Genomic DNA, 21,152 nt, shown 5'->3' on the forward strand with positions numbered 1-21,152 from the left:
GGCAAAGCCTAGGATGGTGTATGAAGAGTGTATGAAAACAGCTTTTTTTAGGCTGGAATTTCACATTTTGTTAACACACAGTAAAGTGCTGAATTTTTGAGGGGTAAAGGAGTCTTTCTTTCAAACGGGTTCTTCTCTTTGGAAAATGCTCAAGAAAAGTTTAATATCTTGAATGTAAATTATAACAGAGTATAGCAGAGTCATTTAATGATAGATATACGACGTATATTTATGTTTCGGAGGATAGTCTGAACACTCTTACTAAGACTACCAATTAAAAATTGCAGGAGGTCAAAATATCTATTCCTTTGGCGAGTATTTATCAGATAATAATAATGAGAAGACAATTGAAAATGTACTTGAACATTAAAATCATGAAGACCTTGATTCATTTATTCATGTTCTTAATAGGCACTGCCTGTTTCTCACAAGTTAAAGAACATCAGCCCGGCGTAATACTAAAGGATGTTCACTATGCTCCTGTAAGTGATGTAGTGGTTTTGGAGCAGAGAGATGAGGTGTATTCTGCAGATACCTCAGGTAAAATTATAGTACATGATCAGCAGTCGGGTAAATACTTATCAACCTTTAAAGAAGCAGATAATTATCCCATAGCTCAATTACTAAAGCTAAATGACAAGCAATTGACCGTTATTAAAAAGTTTTCTATAACGCCTAACCAACCGGTTGATTCTGTATATTCTTATGATCTTGATACTAAAAAGATAGTATCAAGATTTGCTTTTAAAGGAACTTTAAATGGAAAAAGTAATGAAAATTATATTGCTGCGGTAGTCGACGCTGATAGTCAAAATGGGATGGTTCTTTTTCAAAAAGACCCTTTTATTCAATTAGATCCTATAAAAACGAGTAAAACAGTACGAGACATTTCGTTTGCACCCAAGGATTCTATATATGCATTCACGCAGAATATCGGGTTTGATTATAAGAACGAATTGGTGGTTCAAAGATTTAATGGTGAGGTTTTACATAAGGAAGAACTTAAAGAAAGTGGCACAACGTATAGGGTGCTTTTTGAAAGTCAGGAGTCATTTTTACTTTTTCAATACGATCAAAATTTAAAGTCTCTGAGCATTTTTAGATACCAAATAGATGGTTTTGTAAAAAATACAGTTTTAGAGACATCATTTTTTACCACTGATTTACGCTTAGAACTATCAGCTGATGGGGATCAATGGGTTGTGTTCTCAGACACAAATACCTTGGAGACTCCCCTAGTGTATGGCCGTCGCATTAAGGACTATTATACCCTTTCAGAATTAAAAATAGAGAAACCCTTAAGTTACCTTTACATAGCCAAACCAAATTTGATTAGAGGCTTTATCACCTCTGATCCGGGGCGTGATGAGCCTCATACAAGTATTGAATTTAATACGCTTACCAACCAATCTCTTGCAACGGGTAGGTCTTTGGCATATGGTGATAACCGTGCTTTTTTTCTATCCAATGGGGATTACATTCTGCAAGAATACCTTTCAAATTTTGAAACTAATATTAGATATTACAAGGCGTCTACCTTTCAAAATAAATATAAGCGATTAAAATTTGGAGACTGGCTCAAACTCAATCAAGGTATTGATCTTTATGACAGGTATTTTGATAAAGGCCAACAAGAGTTTCATCATAATAGTATAGCATTTTTAGGGGAATATAAGGACCAACTTAGACTTATTGACTATAATTTAGATAAGGATACGTTCTCTTACCTGTCACCGGTTTTAAATAAGAGGAAGAGCATAGTTGATTATAGTAGTATAAAAAAACTGGCTATTGTTGTAGACCAACCTTTTTCAATTACTGAATATCCTAGTTTAAGAACTTTGGAGGTATGTACCGAGAAGAGATGCGTTCCTATGGAAGGCTTGTTTCAAAAAGCGGCATTGAGTGAAAACGGGGAGCTTCTTGCTACTATTGATCAAAATTTCTTATTTGAGATACGCAGTGTGCAGTCAATGCAAAGTATCTATAAAGAGCAGCTGATTGAAAAACATCAGTATAAGCTTCTTTCTGTGGATACGACGTCTTTTGCTCTAGCAGTACAACCCCCTTTTAGATTTGACCAATGCGTGAAGTATACGGTGTTCTATGACGTAGATGAACATCAAGATGTAAAGTCTCAAAGAAATGAATGTTTTGAGATCGATGCTTTTACTTTTCAGAACAGCAAGCTTGCCATAGCCGTCGATAACCTCGGAATTTTTATTGACGATCGGTTAATCCCAATAGATCAGGCTAATCCCACGGTTGAACTCTCTTTTAATAAAGATGCCAGTCTGTGTTTCGTGAGCCATGCAAAAGGGAATATTGATATATACGATACTACGAACTACGTTAGGAAAGCACAGTGGATTCTCGAGAATGATGAACGCCAAATGCTGGTAAGTGATTCGGGATATTATTTCGCCAATTTTGAGGCAAGTGATTTGTTGACTCTTGATCAAGAGGCCAATGGCAAGATCAGCGATTATCTAAAGCCTGACGAGGTACTCAAAGTGCTGGGCGAAATTGATCAAGAATACCTCGCAGCAATCGGAAAAGCAGAAGAACTAAGAGCAAGGGCCATAGCAACTCAACAGGCTTCCGTTGATGTTGATATCAACGCTATTCAACTTAATGGTAGTGCCAGTTTAACAACAACAAAACTTGAAAATACGATAAGTTTTGACTTCAATGGAACTCCCGAAGAATTAATTTTTAAACACAACGGAGTGAAGTTGAACAGTGAGCAATGGCACGTAGCCGGAGAGCAAATCAACCTTGATTTTGAAGTAGTAGATACACTTAATTATATAGAGATACTAGACCAGAAAACCAATAATCGAATACTAAGAGCTACAATAAATTACGAGGGTCCTACATTGGAGCCTACGCTTCATGTTTTGGCAGTGGGTGTGTCGCAGTACCGGCAAGCTAATAATAACCTGACCTTTGCAGATAAGGACGCTCTTGATATAGCGAGGTTTTATGGGGATATCCCTAAAGAGGATATTCAAGCCTATTATGACAAATTTTATGCAGAACCCTTGAGTATTCATAATGTTAATGGTGATCTTCAAATGGAAGTCATTAACAGGTTTAGAGAATCCCGTCCATATTTAGAGTATCTAGGGGCAGGTGGCCGTTACTGGTATACCTATGACGCCATTGAAGAGCGCTTTCTATTATATGATTTTAAAAATGCTAAGGTTTCTACTATGCACTTACCGCCTAAGGAGAAGATTGCACCATTATTCTCCGGGAAAGATAATTTTATTAGAACTGTTGATGGCGATGCATTCTATTTTTTGAGTAACGGTAAATGGAACCGGTATGATTTGATAAATAATTCTTTCAAACCAATCGATTTTAGTTTTGATGTTGACCTGCAATATAACAGTACGAATCTCTACCCGCTTAGCGACGAGAGGTGGTTGTTTTACGAGCCTAACTATGATGGCTTAAAGACCAATGTGACCATTACGATATATGATGGTAAGAATAAACAAACGATCAACAGCGCGATAGAAAATGACCAAGGACTCACCTTATTAAAGGTCTCATCAGATGGCTCTCATTTTTTATATAAGGATTTTTTTGAAGGACTTTATCTCTATCGTTTAGAGAATAAATCCTTTAGCTTAATTTCTGCCAGTAAAGAAATTTCAACGGCAACATTAGATAAATACTACATCAATGTAAAAGAAGGTACGATCTCCCGATCTAACGATTCTTATGAGAAGGATCAAAGGCGACTGATTTGGGAAAAATATGATTTTGATTTTCAACTTCTAAAGCAAAAGAGGCTCTTGATCGACATGAATAATGTGTTGGATGCTGTTGTCGACGCTGGTGAGTTATTTGAACTTAGACAAAGGAAAAGTTTAGCTAATAAAGATCAAGTGCTTTTATTGAATAAAGAAGATGTTTACGCGAAAGCGGGGAAGCCAGCTTCTTTCAAAAAAACAAGAGTTACGTATTTATTGAACGAACAGGCCACAAAAAAGGCAATAAAGCAAGCGCTCCAAAGCTTAAAATCTAAAGTGGGGCCCCAAGACCAAGTGATCGTATTTTTCGCAGGTCATGGAGTATTGGATCAAGAATTGAACTACTATTATGCACCACATGATATGGATTTTAATAAGGTAAAAGATTATGGGGTTTCTTTTGACGCTATCATTGCTTCTTTAGGGGAAACGCAGTCTACCAAAATGCTTTTATTGATGGATACCTGTCACTCAGGAAATACGCTGGATATGGATGCTTATGAGATTACTCAGACCAAGGGAAAAGATGGTGAGCGTGGTCGTATTGCCAAGAAGATAGGGAAAACGAAAAACCCTATTAAAGTAAGCGATGTGGTAACCACGTTATTTGATAATTTGAATACGGTTAATGGAGTGACGGTATTAGCTGCATCTTCAGGTCAGGATGTAGCTTTTGAAGCTAGAGATTTGAGTAATGGCGCTTTTACAACCGCGTATTTGCAAGAGGTAAAGTCTAGATCGAATAATAGCATGCAATTACAAGCTGAAGATGTGCCGGCAGTAAGCCTTTCGCCAAAGTTTATCAGTGACCTACGCGTCAAGATCTTAGAACTTACTCACAATAAACAAGAAATGGACATAAGAGAAAGAAACGAGCTTACCACAATACGCTTGTGGTAAGGATGCTTGTTGATACGCGCTAATAGTGTTCTTTAAGACTTTAAAAGCGCCCCATTAAAGAGAATACATAGAAAGCGGTAGGAGACTATGAGATGTATATGAATTTTTATCTAAAGCAAAATCTTCGGTTGATTTAGTGCATTTCTGACCATCAGGATAGGTTGAATGCTGTTCAACAGCACCTGAGTTCCCTAAGGCTTGAATATTGTCTAATGCGTTAATCTTGCAAAGATAAGGGGGAGTTTATAGGCTTTAGGTAATTTATATAAAAGTGCAACTATTTTCCGATACAAAATATTTGAATTGGTTTTAACTTGCTGTATTTCAGTGTGTTGCTAAAGTAATAGAAACGAATTAGCAACAAAAACAGCTGAGTATTAGCAAAATAAGGGATAAGAAAGGAAAATTAGAGCGGAGCGGACATAAAAAAACCGCTCCACAAAGGAAGCGGTTTTTATCGAAAACACCAATCGCTTTACGCAACTGTTACAGAGCCTAAATAAACGCTGTTAGCGACTTTAGTTCCGTCCTCTGACACAAACCCTAAGAAGACTTCAACGTCTTCTCCTGAGTACTCAGGAGGCACTGGAATGGTCGCTGATCCGGCAGACCTTGCTGGTCCCGCAGTGGTGAACACTGCTTCTCCTCTGGTAGTATTCAAAAGAGCAATCAGAGCTTTGTCTGTTGCCAATGCACTACCACTTCCTGAATTGTCTGTCCAGGTTGCTTCCACGTTTCCAGCACTTGGAGAACTGGCAGCACCGTTTGACGCTCCGGTTAGATTACCGCGAGTAACTAATGCATTTGCATAGTCAATCATGAAGTTTGGATAAGCTCCGGTAATCGCATTGTTCAGGTTGTAAGACATAGCCGCATTGAACTGGGTCATTTTGTTAGCATACAACTTGAAACCGACTCTCAGGAAGTCTGTCATAGGTTGCAAGAACTGCAAGACGGTTGAGAACTTAGAACGCTGGTCAACTTGACCTTCAGTTCTTGGGTTCGCTACACTGGAAGGTTTGATGCGCAGGTAATCGATGCCCTTCCAAGTTCCACCGATTACATTCCCTACCTGGCCTGATACACCACCGAGAATACCCTGATTAATTTTTCCCATCTCTTTACGATTTTTTAGGGGTTAAACATTTGCTTGGACTTGACACGGACTTACCATGGATTTGCCCTTCGCCAACTAAATTACTTCAAGAATTAGGCGGTAGTTCTCTCTTTGGTGTTGTTGCGTTTATGTGCTTTATTTTGCTTTTGTTGCCCTGTTCTTTTGGCAGGTCAAGGATTTATCCTGCGCCTGAATCTTTCATCAAGTCATAAAATATGGCTTGTCGGGCAGTATCAATCGTCTTTAAAGCAACCTTGATTTTTTGCTCATTGGTGTCGAGTAGTCGTAGGGCATGAATAGCCTTTTGAAATGCCTGGGCTTTACAGCTTGCCTTAGTTGAACTTTCCCGGATCAGCTTTCGGGTTTCATCAATTGTCACGAATGGAATTACGGAACCTTTCAGAAAATGATGGAAGGATTTTGACTTCCACAATCCGAAGCAGAGCCAGTAGAGAAATTCCATGTCCTCTTTGTTCTCGATAAGGCAGACAAAGCAATTCGGGCAAGGTTGGTTGAGCGGTTTTCCGCTGTTCAGTCCTCTGTTCAGGATGAAGAAGTGCGGCTGATTGTAGCTGCCATCTGGTCGGTGGGTTTTGATGCGAAACGATTTCATACAGTGAGCCATTAAAGTTTTGCTCGCTGCGCTTCGCACACATTTTTTCAAAAGAGAAAAGAAAAAAGGGAAAAAAAGAAAAGAGAAAGCTGTCTTTCAGGCGGGTGAGGGTCGGCTGTCAAGGTTTTTGGAAAAAATACTACCTGAAGGGTGGAGATTTTTTTCAAAACCCGGAGGGCTTGACCTTGACTGTCCGAAAGTGCGGTGGGCATGTGCGAACCCGCCTATCTTTGCTTTCATCTTTTTAAAATTTTCCCTGTACGAGTAAAAAAAAGAGCCCCCTAAAAAGGGAGCTCTGAAAGGCACAACTCGAACCAAAAGACACGTAGCGTATAATCTGTGATGCCACAACGCTGAATGCCTGCATGGAACGGAAGACCTGAGGTGCGAACGCCCGCCAGCAACCACCGGCTGCCGCAACGGACTCTAAATAATAACTTAAACATAATGCCCTCGCACTACAGGACGGTGCGATTGCAGCAAGGGCTGTGGGAAAAAAATACTACCCGCAGGGTGGAGATTTTTTTTCCAAACAGGCGTAGCGAACCCTTGCAGCTCTCGCATCCGCATGCCTGTAACTTTGCTATATGTTTGAGTTATTTATTATTCCGGAATCAGGGCATTAAGAGGGATAGGAAAATTGAAGTATTATTAGATCAGGAGGCAATAGTTACCATCAGTTCCATTAATCCGATGAATGCCACAATCAGAATTTTAACACATAAAGGACTATCGGTATCTGACTTTTAAACTTTCTCTTCATCCCTGGGGAAAATCAAACAATAGAAGTAATCAAACAACTGCTTCATAGTTGAGGAATATACTTCAATCGGAGTGGGAATCCGAGCGGGAAACGCAGGTAAACCAAGGCGAAGCCATTTCTGCGAGCCGCCTGCGAGCGGAGCAAGGGTGGTGGCTGCAAAAGCCCGAAGAATGAGGGCGGCAGACGCCTACCGTTTACGGCAGGGCTGGCGTGTTTTTTTGCTTTCGGGTCGGCAAAGGCAAGGGTAGCGACTGAACGGAACGAAACGATTTAGGGGAAGGAATGGAGCAATAACTGACTGCAATGGTGTTGGCTGTATTTGTTATCTTTTATCGCACAACAAATACATTGAGGAAGGATTGCAGGCAGATTGCGGAATGACGGTGGGTTGGTTCGTGGAGTGAAGAGAAGGAGCTACTCTTGTGTGCGGTGCTGAAAGTGGCTGAGTTGAAGGAGTGAGGAACGAATGACTGAAACGAAGCGACTGTAGGCACAGGGGAAATTGCAAAAAACATGACAGCCCGATCAGCCCGCAGCGACCCGCAGGCGAGCAAAAACAATAAGCAGCGACAGACCCCCAATAAAAAATATTGTGAGTGTAGCGAACACCTTAGATGGGGTTTGGGGGGATGAAGTAGCTGCGAGTGAGGAAGGAGAGAGTGTGTGAAGCAAAACAAGTGAACGGCAGGTGGCGAGCACCCACTGGAGCGCAAGACACCTGGCAAGTGAACGGTATATGCAAGGGCGACCGAAGGGAGTTCATTTTACCCTTGCAGATATGTTTTTGCGGAACAAAACGGAACGACTGACGAACACCGCTTTACCTGCGTTGGGGAGTGCGTTGGAAAAGCAAGTGTGGCACGGTATGGAATGTAGCGTAGCGGAATGGAATAACGGGCTACTCTTGCTATGCGGTGCTGGAAGTGGGCGAATGAAGAGAGTGAGGTACGAACGAACGGAATGAACCTACTGGAGGCACATGGGGGAAGAGATGGCCCAACTGGAACTAAACTAAACTACCCTTATAAGATTATTTTCTATTGTTGGTTGATTAAAAATCTCCATTTTAGTGTACCTAATTGCCGGGATTGGAAAATCCCGGCTGCTTCTTATCAAATTAAGATCATTTCCTTTTTTGTGTATGGTCAAGTGCAGCTCTGAGCCCTCTCGCAAGTTTTTCCACCTGGCCTGTACCCCAATAGTGCAAGAAGAAGATTCGTGGTTCCTCATGCACCATGTGGTTGTGAACCGCAACTACTTCAATGCCGTTTTCTACCAAAGCTTTGATAACAGGGGCTACTTCATCGGCAAGCATCGTGAAATCCCCTGCCACAGCTGCTTTTTCAGGAGTTCCCTGCCAGCTTGCCCAGGTATTGAAGCCCATGAATGTACTCACCGGAGCGCCATGCTCGGTCAAATTGACATCCGGTCGGCCGATCACTACCTTGTACACACCCCTGTTCATGCTTCCATTATAGCCTAATATATCTGCAATCATTGCAGTGTCCAGGGTATTCTCCACATCCGTCTTGGGACCATCAGCCGGGTTGTTTCCGCGTACTTCCTGCACCTTATCAAATACCGCTTTTACACTGGCAGCCAGATCTGCTTCATCACCCATACCTCCGATGTGCATATACATCACATTGGGATGGTTTCTGACAAAATGGTTATGGATAGCGGTAATAGTGAGGCCCTGCCGGATCACCTCCTGCTGAACGGGCCAGAGGTCAGTTTCCGTAGCCACGACATCGCCCATCAGCATGGCTCCCTGTGCTGCCGGGGCAAAGGCCGCCCAGCTTCCCAGGCCCATAGGAGGGATGATCTGAAAGCCATCTACAATGATCTTAAGATCATTTTGCGGGATGGTGACTTTGTATTCGCCATTGTTTTCGGTGCCTTTCAAACCTCCCAGAGCGTTCTCAATTGCCTGAATATCCAGAGACTCCAGTTCTATTTTCTCTGCATTGTGAGCAGCGGAGGGAGTGTGCATTTCCTTGTCATTCTCACGCTCTTGCTTTGGAGCACAAGAAAACAGCAATAAGCAAACTGTGATGGCAACCAGGGTGCTTCTTTGAATTTTGGTGATCAATATCATAATATTATGTTTTTTATAATGTTAAAAATTAGTAGTCTATTTAAATTTCTGTATTTCAAAATCATCAAAGTAGGTCACGGCATCTGCTTTTGTCCAGAAACCCACTTTACCGGCTTTTGTGAAGGTTTTGTCCTGCACTTTGAAAAGTTCTTTATCCTCAAGAAGTACCGTGAACACATCGTCTTTTACAATTAATTTGAGCGTATGCCACCGGTTTCCCATTGGCGGAACATCAACTCCATACGTTCTTCCTTTGCCCACCAGCTGCAAGTCTGTGCGTTTACCGTTTTCCACCTTGTATAATACCACATTATCTTCGAGCGGATTGGCCCGCACTACATAATAGTTGTTCTTATCCGTAAACCGCCAGACAAAACCGCCTCCCTGATCATGGTTGCCGGTAACGCCTTTCAGCCGGACGGTAAGTACCATGTCTTTTGCCGTAATCCGGTTATTGACCACTACATTAAAATGATTGTTGGGATTGTCGCTGTAAAATTGTGCCAGCACTTTATTTCCATTATCCTCTGTCACTTTCCATTCCGTGCCGCCCGATCCGGTATAGTATTCCGACCAGTCGTCCGGCAGGTGACCGGCAGTGTAATTCTCAAAATCAAACCGGGTTGTTTCAGTGGGTTTTACGGAATCAGGAAATTGCGCCTGTTCATTGATTTCCTGGATTTGTTCTTCCGAGTGCCTTGATGTCGAATTACCACATGCAACCGTTATCAAAACGGATGCGATTATGGGCATTAAATAATTTACTGTTGTTTTCATAATTCCTCTCTTCAAGTTTTTAGAAATGATTTTACAAATTCAGATGACGAACGGCTGACTTCTTCCTTTGATCCGGCAGCCGCTATTTTTCCGGCATTCATGACCACTATGTAATCACCTGTGTTCATGGCTTCTTTCTGGTCATGTGTAACATACAGCATAGTGAACTGTTGCTGTCGCTGAATGTCTTTCAAATGCCCAAGTATGCGCTCTTTTAAATGAGCATCAATATTGGCTAGTGGCTCATCCATCAGGAGTATCTTGGGTTGCAGTACCAGCGAGCGGGCAATGGCCACCATTTGTTTTTGTCCACCCGAAAGCTGATGCGGGTATTTCCTGGCTTTATCGCTTATCCCGAATAATTCGAGCCATTCAAATATTTTTTCTTTGATGTTTGCTTCTTTGCTTTCCTTCAAGGCAAAAGCAATGTTTTTGTACACCGAAAAATGCGGCCAAAGCGCCAGATCCTGAAAGACAAAACCAACCTGACGTTGATGAGGTGGGATAAGGATGACACCCTTTTCGCTTACTTTAACTCCGTCTATTTTTATCACCCCGCTGGAAGGCCTCTCCAAACCGGCAATTAATCGCAGCACAGTGGTTTTACCACAACCGGAAGGACCCAGCAGACAGGTTGTTCCCCCTTGCTCAAAAGAATAGGAGAAATTGTTCAACACTTCTTTATCTCCATAGCAATGGGTGATATGTTGCAGGATGATCTCAGGCATATTGATATCTTTTGAACAACCATTTTCCAGCCACAAAAAACAGCGCGATTAATGCTATGGTCACGCCAAGATTGATCAGGGTCATGCTGCTGGTAAGGGCTTCCGGTGCATTGGCGCTGATGGTGAATGTTTTGACCGGCATCAGCTCCATACCGGGAGGATAAACCAGCATGGTAACCCCCAGCTCTCCCAGGCTTAAAATGAAGGATAGAACAAATGCGGCAAATAATGATGGTACCAATAAAGGCAGATTGATCTTCACAAATATTTTCCAGGAAGGTATGCCCATCACAAGGGCTGATTCCTCCAAAGAAACCGGTATTTGCCTGATACCATTGCCGATGATCCGGGAAGCGATAAAACCAAACTTGCCGAGATAGGCAAGCAGCAGAATTGCGGTAGTGCCATATATAAAATTCATGGCAGGCAGATTATAATACCTTATCAGGGCGATGCCCAGCACGGTAGAAGGAACAATAAAAGTCAGTAAAAGCAATACATTGGGCAGCCGGTTTCCCATACGGTCTTTAGCGTAGGCCGTCCAGAGGCCAACAGATGTCAGCAATAAGGTGCCCGACAGGGCAAGTTTTACCGATTGCAGGGCAGCCGGACGCATCAGTATCCATGCTTCCCTGAAGAATAAGGTTCTTCCGCTCAAAGACTGGATTCCCAGCATAAAGACAGGCATCAGCAAAACCATTATCAACAATAACCAAAGCAAAGCGTGAAACAAGGCTTGCCGCTTCTGGATATTGTATTTTTTGGACACGCCTCCCTTTACCGACACGGAAAAGAATGGAGCATCTGAAAGGTAGCGGGCTTCTGCCAGCATAAGCAACAGGCATATAAACAGCAATAAAACAGATTGCCCGATAGCCAAGGGGAAATTATACAGGGCAGAAAACTGGGTAAATATCTCAGTGGTAAAGGTGCGCACGCCAAAGAAAGCAGGAACTGAAAAGTCACTGAGACTGAATATCAGGATGAGCAGGAACGAGATTGTTAAGGCAGGACGGATCAAGGGGAGGACAATTTTCACCACCATTTTCCTGAAAGGCATCAGCATTAATCCGGCTTCTTCATAACCGGCATCAACTTGGGATAGTGCGCTACCGGTAATGAGCATCGCCAAGGGGAAAAAGACTATGGTATGTACCAGGATCACACCTGCATCTGAATAGATGGCAGCATTATTTCCAAATAGCCAGAAAAAACCATCTTTCCAGGCCACCGCAAAAATATAAGGGGAAATGAGTAAAGGCAGTAGCAGCGCCACCTTGTAAATGCCGATGAAAGCAAACCGCAGTTTGTAGAGAATAAATCCACAGACCGTTCCTGTGAAGGTGGCAAGCAAAGCCACTATACCAGATATCAGCAGGCTTTTGCCAACAAGAACCAATGTCTCCCTGCTAATGGAAGACAAAAGCGCTGACTTATCTTCACCACTAAGCCATTGCAGAAGCAGTAATACCAGTGGCAACCCCAGCAGCAGAAACAGCAGCAGTGAAGGAACCATCCGTATAATATGCCTGACTATTGCTCTGTCCATGCTTTTAGCCAAGATTGTATTGCTTCCAGTTTATCAGAAGTCTCTTTGTAATCGATTTTCATCGGTTGAATGTTATCCAATGAAGGAACATTTTGCGGCACTTCCGTTCCTTTGATCAGCGGCATCTGTGCACAGGATTTGGCCAGTTTCGTTTCTGTTTCCCGTGTCAGCAGGTAGTTAATCAGCTTTTTCCCGTTTTCATTTTGAGGCGAACCTTTAATAAGACTAAGGGCATTGGGCATGATGAGTGTCCCTATGCCATTTTCCTGTTGATCCAGAAAAATGTAATCTACCTTATCACTTTCTTTTTTGGCTTCAAAAGCATCATCCGTATCGGTAAGGCCAAAGGCGAGTTCCCCGTTCATTACTCGCTTTTTAACGTCCCCATTGCTGGCAGCTATCACCACTCCATTGGCTTTCAGATCATTCATCCACTGTTTGGCTTTTTCATCGCCCAATTTCACAAACAGAGCAGCCATGTGGAAAGTGGTGGTGCCGAACAAGGGGTTGGCAATGGCAAACTGGCCTTTGAAGCGGGGTTTTGTGAAGTCGAGAACAGACCGGGGTAATGAATCAGGAGAGATAAGCGTCTTGTTGTAGATCAGCACCCTGGCCCTGGCAGAAAAACCAATCCAATGGTTATCCTTTTCTTTGAACTGGGTAGGGATGAGCCGGGTTTGCTCCGATTGATAAGGTTCAGTTATGCCTCTTGACTGCAACACTCCATTACGTACCGGGTCACCGCTCCAAAATACATCGCACCGGGGATTGTCCCTTTCGGCTATTAGCCGGTTCATCACTCCGGTGGATTTGGTTTCTTCGGTATCGTACACCGCTTTTACTTTAATGCCGGTTTCTCGTTCAAAATCCTTCAACACCGGTTCCGAAAAGACCTGGTCAACGGTACAGTAAACGGTTACTTCATTACTGGGTGGGCTACATGCGGTAAGCATTAGCATGAATAGTATGATCGAATTAAACAGGTGTCTCATAGCTTTTCTTTTTGAATTACAAATCTCCAAATCAATTTCCCCAGGATGGTTGTCCTTTCAAGTTTCCAATCATTCCCTGATGTATCATAGGCCTGGTTGACAATGAAAAAGAAATCAGCCCCGATAATCGGTATCCATTGCAAACGAAAATTGAGGATGGCCTCCTCATCTTCGCTGTTCCACTGTGAAAACAATGATCCAAACAAATTCGGGTTGACTGCATATTCCATCCGGCTTCCGATCAGGTCGGTATCAAAGCTTCCTTCCGGTAAGTCAATCCAGTTTTTCTCATAGTTAGCGCCTATTTTAAGATAGCGGCTGGCTCGCCAGGAAAGTTCGTATGTACTTTCGGTACTTTTGCCTGTAAAGAAATCTCCCCAGTTTATTCTGGAATACACCGACCAGGTGCGACCACTGAATGTAGCGGCTTGTATTTCCATCCGGTTGTACCAGTAATCGCCTTCAGGTATGGTAATGCCTTCTTTGATCTCAAAAGGTTCACGCAAACCTTCTGCCTTCCTTTGCAGGTTAAACTCAAAAAATTCCCCGCTGCGTGTTTCAAAGCCTAATGGCCGGATTTCATAAGAGAACGATTGCAGTTCCCCTGTATCATCAAAGACAAAGTAGTTCATATCAAGCCCCTTAAAGCTGAACTGCCGTATCCATTTCAGAAAGTTTTTAGGCCGGGGCTTCCATTCGAGTTCTGCATAAAACTCCTGGAAATTGTCCCTGCGCAGGAAACCCACCTCCGGGTTGAAAGCGGGAGCGCTTCGTTGCCAGGCCATATCAAATTCCACTTTGTCGTTGGGATAGCTCAGATAGATGCGGTGAGCATTGGCTTTAGAATCATAATTATCAGAATTAATATTTTGAGTAAAAGAAGCTCCAATATTCAAATTTTTATCACCGAATAGCTTGGATGTACTGTAAAGCCCGTAGCCACCGGTAGTGCTGTGCCAGCGTCCATTTTCGTATTTATTGGCAGACAGAATGCCTATGGAGGATTGTTTCATCACATCCTGACGCCAGCTTACCACTGAGTAGTTGGTGGACGGAATGCTGTCCCGGCTTGCTGTCTGCATAGACAATGCTCCCAGGGTGGAATTTTTTACTTTACCCAGAATCCTTGCCCCGGCAATAATGGGTACGGTGGAACGGTCTTCGGCCAACCCAATCCTCCTGCTATAAAATGGGATAATGCTATTTCCCATTCCCATATCAAAATAGTCCTGTCCTTCCAGGAAAAACTCCCTGCGCTCCGGGAAGAACAGGGGAAATCGGGTCAGGTTGATCTGTTGCCGGTCGGCTTCCACCTGCGCAAAGTCAGTGTTTAGGGTAAGGTTCATTCGGAGGGTGGGTGTAATGAGGTAGTTAATATCGCCTCCGGCATTCCATTGCCCTTCTTCCTGACCCGGTGTAAATTCACCCCCGCCAATGGTATAAGGTTTTATCTCAATAAAATCCTTGCTGACGATACTATCCAGGCCAGCCAGGGTACCTGCCCTGTTCAACAGTTCCAGTTCGGAATCCCGTGACCAGCCCTGCCAAAGCAGTTGCTCACGCTTTCTGCGAATATTCCGCTCAAAGTTGATGCCCCATATCTGCTCCTGTGCATCAGTGGGGAATTTTAAAGTGGAAAAAGGGATGGCTATTTCTGCAAACCAGCCTTCATCGGTAATAGTGGTTTTGGCATCCCAAACGCCATTCCAGAATTTATTAAAAGATTCACCGTTATTGAGAACCTGCGCATCCGCTCTTGCCGCATTGGGATTGATAGCAAACAGGAATCCGTTGCGGTCGTCATTGTAGGTATCAATGATCACCTCAAAATTGTCTTCTCCTCCCCAGTCAAAGTCTCTTTTCATCTCGCGGGCTATTATCTTTTGAGGATTCCTGTCATATCCCCAAAACCCGATGTACAGGGTTTTGGCAGTATATAGAATCGCAACTTCTGTTCTTTCGGTAGCCGGTTCACCAATGTTCAATTCCCGCTGTGTGAAATTGTTGATATGTACGGCTCGCTTCCATACTGCTTCATCCGGCTTGCCATCAAGCTGAATTTCTTCCTGAACGTACTCTGCGTAAATCGTATCCGGTTTACTTGTTTGGGCTTTGCAAGTAGCATAGCAAATGGCCCAAACCAGAAACGTGATAAAGAAACGGCCCATACAAACGGAAGTTAGTTGATAGGCATTCCCTCTGTCATTTCTTCATTGGGCTGCAAGAGGATGTGATCCCCGGCATCAAGCGCGCCAAACACCTCAACCGTACTTTCGTTTTTCATGCCTGTTTTTACTTCTACCCATTTCAGCTTACCCTCTACCACCTTTCCCACAGCTTTTCTACGGAGGGTGGTCAATACAGCACTTTGAGGTACCCACATACTTCCACCGGTTCGCTGAATATGTAATTGTATTTCTGCAAAAAGCCCTGCATTCAACTCACCTTTTTGATTGTGCACGATAAATTCCCACATCTCTGTGTGGGTGTCCGGATCGATGCTTCTGGCTCTCCGGTAAAAATCTGCATTGAACAATGTCGCGGGAAATGGCTCTACTTTAAATGTCACAGCGTTCTCCGCCACAGAACTTCCGGTCAAGGCTTCCGGCACCGGTACCTTTAACCGCAATTTTTGATTGTTTTCGATCACCAACAAAGGGACACCATTATTTCCTCCGACAAGATTTCCCGGATCGGTATTCCTTTGGGTGATCACTCCGTTGAAAGGTGCCCGGATGGTAAGATAATCCAGCAATTGTTGCTTTGCCCTGGCGGTATAATCTGCTGCCACCAGCCGGGTGCTGTCAGCCATAGCTTTGTTCTTTGCTTTGATCAGGTCGGATTCTGAAACCGTACCAGGCTTTCCGGAGGCTTTCACCAACCGCTCAAAGACATCTTTGCTGCTCAAATAATCTGCTCTGGCAGACTCTACCTCGCTACGGGCTTCAGCATAAGCTGCCTTTACTTCCGGTGCTTCTATTTTTATCAGGACTGCTCCTTTTTTTACTTTATCACCAATATCCACCAGCACCTCGCTTACATATCCCTGCACCCTGGCATTCAGCCCGGCCTTTTCAAAAGCATGCAACTCTGCCGGGAGTGTCAGGGCCTGTGGGGCATTTTCGTAACTCACTGTTATTATTTCCGCTTTTTTTGCCGGCCCACCTTTGCTTTCCATGTTGCTGTTTTCAGCTTTATTCGAACAGCCAGAAACAATGGCCATATATAAAATTGGTAGGATGTATTTTCTCATTATGTTTAAACTTTACTGTTTTTTCTGGTTTCATGTAAATTTTACTACTGTCCAAAATAGGCGCTCTGCTCATCGTCCGGATCGAGTGATATGCTCTTATAGTGTTTTCTTCCCGTAAGTTGCCAGTAAACGGAAGGCAGGATGAACACGGTGGCAAACACGGAAAACAGCAACCCGCCAATCACGGCTATCCCCAGTGGGGCGGTTTGCTCGCCTCCCTCGCCCAGTCCAAGCGCCATAGGAGTCATACCAGCTATCATGGCAATGCTGGTCATGAGTATGGGTCTCAACCGATCCTTTATTCCTTCCAGGTGTGGGTTTTGTCTTTGATCTTTCCGATATTGCTCGGCTATGGTGACAAATAAAATGGCATTGGCCACCGCCACCCCTATGGCCATGATACTGCCCATGAAAGATTGAATATTGAGCGTGTTCCCACTTATCCAGATAAGAAGGAAGGATCCGGCTATGACGGCAGGAACAGTAGATAGCACTGCGAAGGAAAGCCGGAACGACTGAAAGCTGGCTGCCAGTAGCAGAAATATTACAGCTACTGCCAGCAAAAGGCCGGTGCTCAGTTCATCAAAGGTTTGGGTGAGAGGTTCTGCGAGTCCTCTGAATTTAACACTCATCCCGGCAGGTGGTTCACCCATTGCATTCACCTCATTACGTAGGGTTTTAATGGCGCTTCCCAGGTCTTTGTTATGCAGGTTTCCTGTGATGGTGATGAACCGTTGCTGGTTAAGGCGGTCGTATTCCCCAATCACGGTAGCCGGTTTCCATTTGCTCACGTCACCCACATAGACGGTTTTTCCATTTTCCGATTTAAGCGGCACCTTTTCGATATCACCGGGTTGATCTACCATATATTGTGGAAACTCTACCTGTACTTGATAAGCATTACCCGATCCGGCATCCAGCCAGTAATTGGGCTGGGTGAAACGGCTGGAAGAAGTGGAGGCCGTTACCGACCGGCTGATGTCTTCAATGGTAAGGCCCAACTGGCCGGCACGTACACGGTCGTACTCCAGGTCAATGGAAGGATAGTTCAACGGAATGCCAAACTGTACATCCCGCATAAAAGATAACCCTTCTATTCTGTTCTTTATTTCTTCAGCAAATTTTCGTGATTCAACAAGGTTTTTACCCTGCACGGCAATTTCCACCGATGTATTGGCCCCCTGGCTCATCACCTGGTCTACCAGGTCAGCAGGTTCGAAAGAGAGGCGCATTTCAGGTATGGTTTCCGCTATGCTTTTCCTGAGGGTTTCTTTGAGGACGTCCAAGTCTTGTCCTGTTTCTTTCAGCTTGATCTTGACAACTGCCTCATGCGGACCACTTGTCCATAGAAAAATAGTATTGACCGGGTAGCTCGGAGGCTGGATGCCGACAAATGCTGAAGTGATCTCTACATTTTCTCTACCCACCACCTCGTCTACTACCTCCAGGAATTTTTTTGTTTTCTCTTCAGTGTTTTCGATACGGGTGCCATCGGGCATCCTTAACCGGACTTGCAACTGTCCGGAGTTTACTTTTGGAAATATCTCTGTGCCGGTAGACTGCCAAACGGACGCAAGCATAGCAATAATGACTACCAGGTAAATACCGATGGCCCATCCGCCCATGTTTGTGATACCTTTTGTATATCCTGTTACCCGGTTTCTAAACCGTTGAAACTTTCCATCTTCGTTTTTAGGAACATGATCTTTCAAAAACCAATTGGAAAGAATGGGTACCATTGTTTGAGAAAGCAGAAAAGAGGCGATCATGGCAAAACCTACCGCCAGCGTAAGCGGTAAGAACATGGCCCTGGGCGTGCCGCTCATAAAAAAGGACGGGACAAATACGGCAAGGATGCTGATCAGGATGAGGAGTTTGGGCAAGGCAATTTCTTTGCAGGCATCCAGAATGGCCCGGGCCTTCGTCTTGCCCATTTCCTGATGCCGGTGGATATTTTCAATCGTCACAGTCGATTCATCTACGAGAATACCTATCGCCAGTGCCAGTCCGCCTAACGTCATGATATTGATTGTCTGTCCGGTCAGATAGAGGCACACTACTGCCGATAATATGGCAAGCGGTATGGTGAGAACCACAATGAGTGCACTGCGCCTGTCACCCAGGAACAGCAATACCATTAAGCCGGTAAGCACTGCTCCCAATACCCCTTCAAAGGACAGGGTTTTCAGGGAGTTGATCACGTAACCCGACTGATCAAATTCATAACTTACTTTGATGTCATCCGGCACAGCCGCCTGCATTTCCGGCAGGCTTGCCTTTATGCGCTTGACGACATCCCAAGTGGAGGCGCTCGCCCGTTTGGTTACAGGAATATACACCGAACGGCTGCCATTGATCAGAGCATAGCCTGATGCTACATCAGATCCATTTTGTACTTCGGCCACATCCCTTACATATACTGCTGGACCGGACCCTTTCTTCAAGGGAATATTGGCCAGTTCCTGAATATCACTAACCACCGTATTCTGATTTGCGATCAAGAGTTTGTCCGCTGTCCGGATGTTGCCGGAGGGAGATATGGTGTTGCCTTTGGCAATGGCCATAACCAGTTCATCCGGGCTGATGTTGTAACTACGCAGCTTGGAAGGGTCTGCCTTGATGAGCACCGTACGCTGGTTTCCGCCAAAGGGAGGAGGAGCTGACACGCCCGGGATAGAAGCAAATTTGGGGCGTACTTTAAAAAGCGCCAGATCTTGTATTTCACCCAAGGACCGGGTTTCACTGCTAAAAACCAATTGGCCTACCGGTGCGCCTCCTCCGTCAAACCGGGTAATAAAAGGGGGTACGGTACCCGGAGGCATAAATGCCCTGGACCGGTTGACCTGGGCCACTACTTCCGCCAGGGCCTGAGACATATCGGTTCCTTCATGAAAGGTGAGCTTCATCAGGGATACACCCTGGATTGTTTTGCTTTCCACCTCCTTAATCCCATTAATGTAAAGGAAATGATATTCGTAGTAGGAGGTCATAAAACCCTCTATTTGGTTGGGAGCCAAACCTCCATACGTTTGAGCCACATATATAGTGGGTGTACCCAGCTTCGGGAATATATCGACCGACATGTTCCGGATAGCCAGCACAGCAAAAAACACGATAGCCAAAAGAGCTACCATAACCGTTAAAGGTTTCCTTAAAGCAGATATTATTAGTTTGATCATCTCTACAATTGGTTTAAAAAGATTTCCAGGTTACCATTTATGGCGGCTACATACAGTAATGCTTTCCAGGCTTCCCAATAGGATCTTCGAAGTTCGATTTCTGCTGTTACCAGCTCATTCCGGGCTTCAATCAGCTCCGTAAAGGTTATCAGCCCTGCCTGGTACTGGGATTGTATGGCTTCATACGCATAACGGGCATCCTGGAATTGTACAGGTGTTTCCCCGGCAATGGCCAGTGCAGTGATTAATGTGTTATCAGCAACGGACTTTTGCTTGTTGAGGGCCAGGCGAACTTCTTCCAGTTTCTGTTTATCGGCTTCAGCTTCCAGTTCCTTTGCTTTCCACTGGGTTTGATAGCGGCTGATCTGGGTCAGCGGTATGGCAAGTTGTACACCAATGCCATAATTGAACCGGTTGATATTAAATCCGTCAGACGGGTTATCGACAAAGGTGGTGCCGTTGTTGCTGAGCTGCACACCGGAACCACGACCATAAGCAGTACCCAATACACTTAGGGTGGGCAGCCAGCTTAGTTTCTCCGCTTTATATTGGAATTGTGATGTTTTCCACTCGGCTATAGCCAACTGTTCTCTCGGATGGATCATTTCTGTATCTCCTAATAACTGTGGCAATATTCTAAAAAAGGTCGAATCCACCAGGTTTTCAGGTAAATCAGCCGCAACCAATTCCGACAGTGTTGCTTTATATTCATGAAGGATATTTTGTTGTTGCAGGATCTTAATATTCGTCTTGGATAGTTCGGTATGAAAACGTGCCGTATCCACCCCCGAAACCAATCCGGAAGTAGCCAGGCTTACGGCTTGTTCGTAATTTGCTTCGGCTCTTTTCCGATCGCTTTCCAGTACATCCAGGATTTGAAGGGCGAGGAGGTAATCCAGGTAGGTGCTAGATAATTGCACGTTATGTTCCAATAGCGTAAGGCTTTTCATGGCCACCCCGGCCTCATAGGTGCTTTCGGCTGCTTTTATCTCATTGCCTCTGCGTCCGAAGGTGTAAGGCTCCCATTTCATGAGCAAACCGGCAGCCGAACCCCAGACCATATTGTTGAGATTCTCAGTAGATGGGGGACCGCTCACCGGTAAAATGTATTCAGGATAGAACATCCCGGTGAGGTTGTTATAAGTCGAATAGTTGGCCTGGGCAGAAGCATTAATATCGGGTATAATTGTACGCCTGGTGGATTTGACCCTTTCTCCGGATGCCTCCTTTTGTGCCTCTGCGGCAAGAATTGCGGGGTAGTTTTTTGTGGCTGTTTCCAGTAGCTGTTTTATAGGAACCTGGGTCTGGGAATGTACATTCGTCCAGGCAAAGGTAATGATGGCTACTAGCAGGGGGATCTTGAATATTCGAACCATTTTTCAATTTTGTCATTAATTATCACAAACCTATAATGCGATT

The 21,152-nt window shown here is 44.3% G+C and carries 12 protein-coding genes; 1 reads left to right on the plus strand and 11 read right to left on the minus strand.

Annotated elements, in window-relative coordinates; all coding sequences use genetic code 11:
* The first annotated feature begins 374 nt into the window (after positions 1 to 374).
* Positions 375 to 4,664, plus strand: a complete 4,290-nt coding sequence (locus WA338_RS09275; protein ID WP_272987507.1) for a caspase family protein — start codon at positions 375 to 377, stop codon at positions 4,662 to 4,664.
* Positions 4,665 to 5,139: 475 nt separating this feature from the next.
* On the opposite strand, the gene WA338_RS09280 is transcribed toward WA338_RS09275, so the two are convergent.
* The 11 genes from WA338_RS09280 to WA338_RS09330 form a co-directional block, all read right to left on the minus strand.
* Positions 5,140 to 5,781 carry a DUF6266 family protein gene (locus tag WA338_RS09280; RefSeq protein WP_272987509.1) on the minus strand — a complete coding sequence of 214 codons (642 nt, stop codon included), beginning with the start codon at positions 5,779 to 5,781 and terminating at the stop codon, positions 5,140 to 5,142.
* 178 nt (positions 5,782 to 5,959) lie between these two features.
* A complete protein-coding gene (locus WA338_RS09285) occupies positions 5,960 to 6,394 on the minus strand; it encodes a DUF6943 family protein (RefSeq protein ID WP_149393321.1) in 435 nt (144 codons plus the stop codon).
* A 1,886-nt stretch (positions 6,395 to 8,280) separates the two neighbouring features.
* Positions 8,281 to 9,255 carry a DUF1259 domain-containing protein gene (locus WA338_RS09290; protein WP_272987512.1) on the minus strand — a complete coding sequence of 325 codons (975 nt, stop codon included), beginning with the start codon at positions 9,253 to 9,255 and terminating at the stop codon, positions 8,281 to 8,283.
* A 36-nt stretch (positions 9,256 to 9,291) separates the two neighbouring features.
* Positions 9,292 to 10,032, minus strand: coding sequence for a hypothetical protein (locus tag WA338_RS09295; RefSeq protein WP_272987514.1), 741 nt, complete (start codon positions 10,030 to 10,032; stop codon positions 9,292 to 9,294).
* Between the two features lie 11 nt (positions 10,033 to 10,043).
* The gene (locus WA338_RS09300) at positions 10,044 to 10,760 is read right to left on the minus strand and encodes an ABC transporter ATP-binding protein (protein WP_272987516.1); all 717 of its coding nucleotides are present in this window, start codon (positions 10,758 to 10,760) and stop codon (positions 10,044 to 10,046) included.
* The gene (locus tag WA338_RS09305; RefSeq protein ID WP_272987518.1) at positions 10,753 to 12,309 is read right to left on the minus strand and encodes an ABC transporter permease; all 1,557 of its coding nucleotides are present in this window, start codon (positions 12,307 to 12,309) and stop codon (positions 10,753 to 10,755) included. The genes WA338_RS09300 and WA338_RS09305 overlap by 8 nt, the downstream gene beginning before the upstream one ends.
* Positions 12,294 to 13,301 (minus strand): extracellular solute-binding protein, encoded by a 1,008-nt coding sequence (locus tag WA338_RS09310; protein WP_272987520.1) that lies wholly within the window; start codon positions 13,299 to 13,301, stop codon positions 12,294 to 12,296. The genes WA338_RS09305 and WA338_RS09310 overlap by 16 nt, the downstream gene beginning before the upstream one ends.
* Positions 13,298 to 15,469 carry a DUF5916 domain-containing protein gene (locus tag WA338_RS09315; RefSeq protein ID WP_272987522.1) on the minus strand — a complete coding sequence of 724 codons (2,172 nt, stop codon included), beginning with the start codon at positions 15,467 to 15,469 and terminating at the stop codon, positions 13,298 to 13,300. The genes WA338_RS09310 and WA338_RS09315 overlap by 4 nt, the downstream gene beginning before the upstream one ends.
* Before the next feature lie 11 nt (positions 15,470 to 15,480).
* Complete coding sequence (locus tag WA338_RS09320; RefSeq protein WP_336093162.1) at positions 15,481 to 16,554, minus strand: efflux RND transporter periplasmic adaptor subunit; 1,074 nt, start codon at positions 16,552 to 16,554, stop codon at positions 15,481 to 15,483.
* Between the two features lie 44 nt (positions 16,555 to 16,598).
* Entirely contained in the window at positions 16,599 to 19,733 is a 3,135-nt protein-coding gene (locus tag WA338_RS09325; RefSeq protein WP_166144310.1) for an efflux RND transporter permease subunit, read from the minus strand.
* 2 nt (positions 19,734 to 19,735) lie between these two features.
* Positions 19,736 to 21,109: a TolC family protein gene (locus WA338_RS09330; RefSeq protein WP_272987526.1), complete on the minus strand. Its 1,374-nt coding sequence runs from the start codon at positions 21,107 to 21,109 to the stop codon at positions 19,736 to 19,738.
* Positions 21,110 to 21,152: the final 43 nt, after the last annotated feature.

It is taken from the genome of Leeuwenhoekiella sp. CH_XMU1409-2 (assembly GCF_037029365.1).
In the GTDB taxonomy this organism is placed as follows: Bacteria; Bacteroidota; Bacteroidia; order Flavobacteriales; family Flavobacteriaceae; genus Leeuwenhoekiella; species Leeuwenhoekiella blandensis.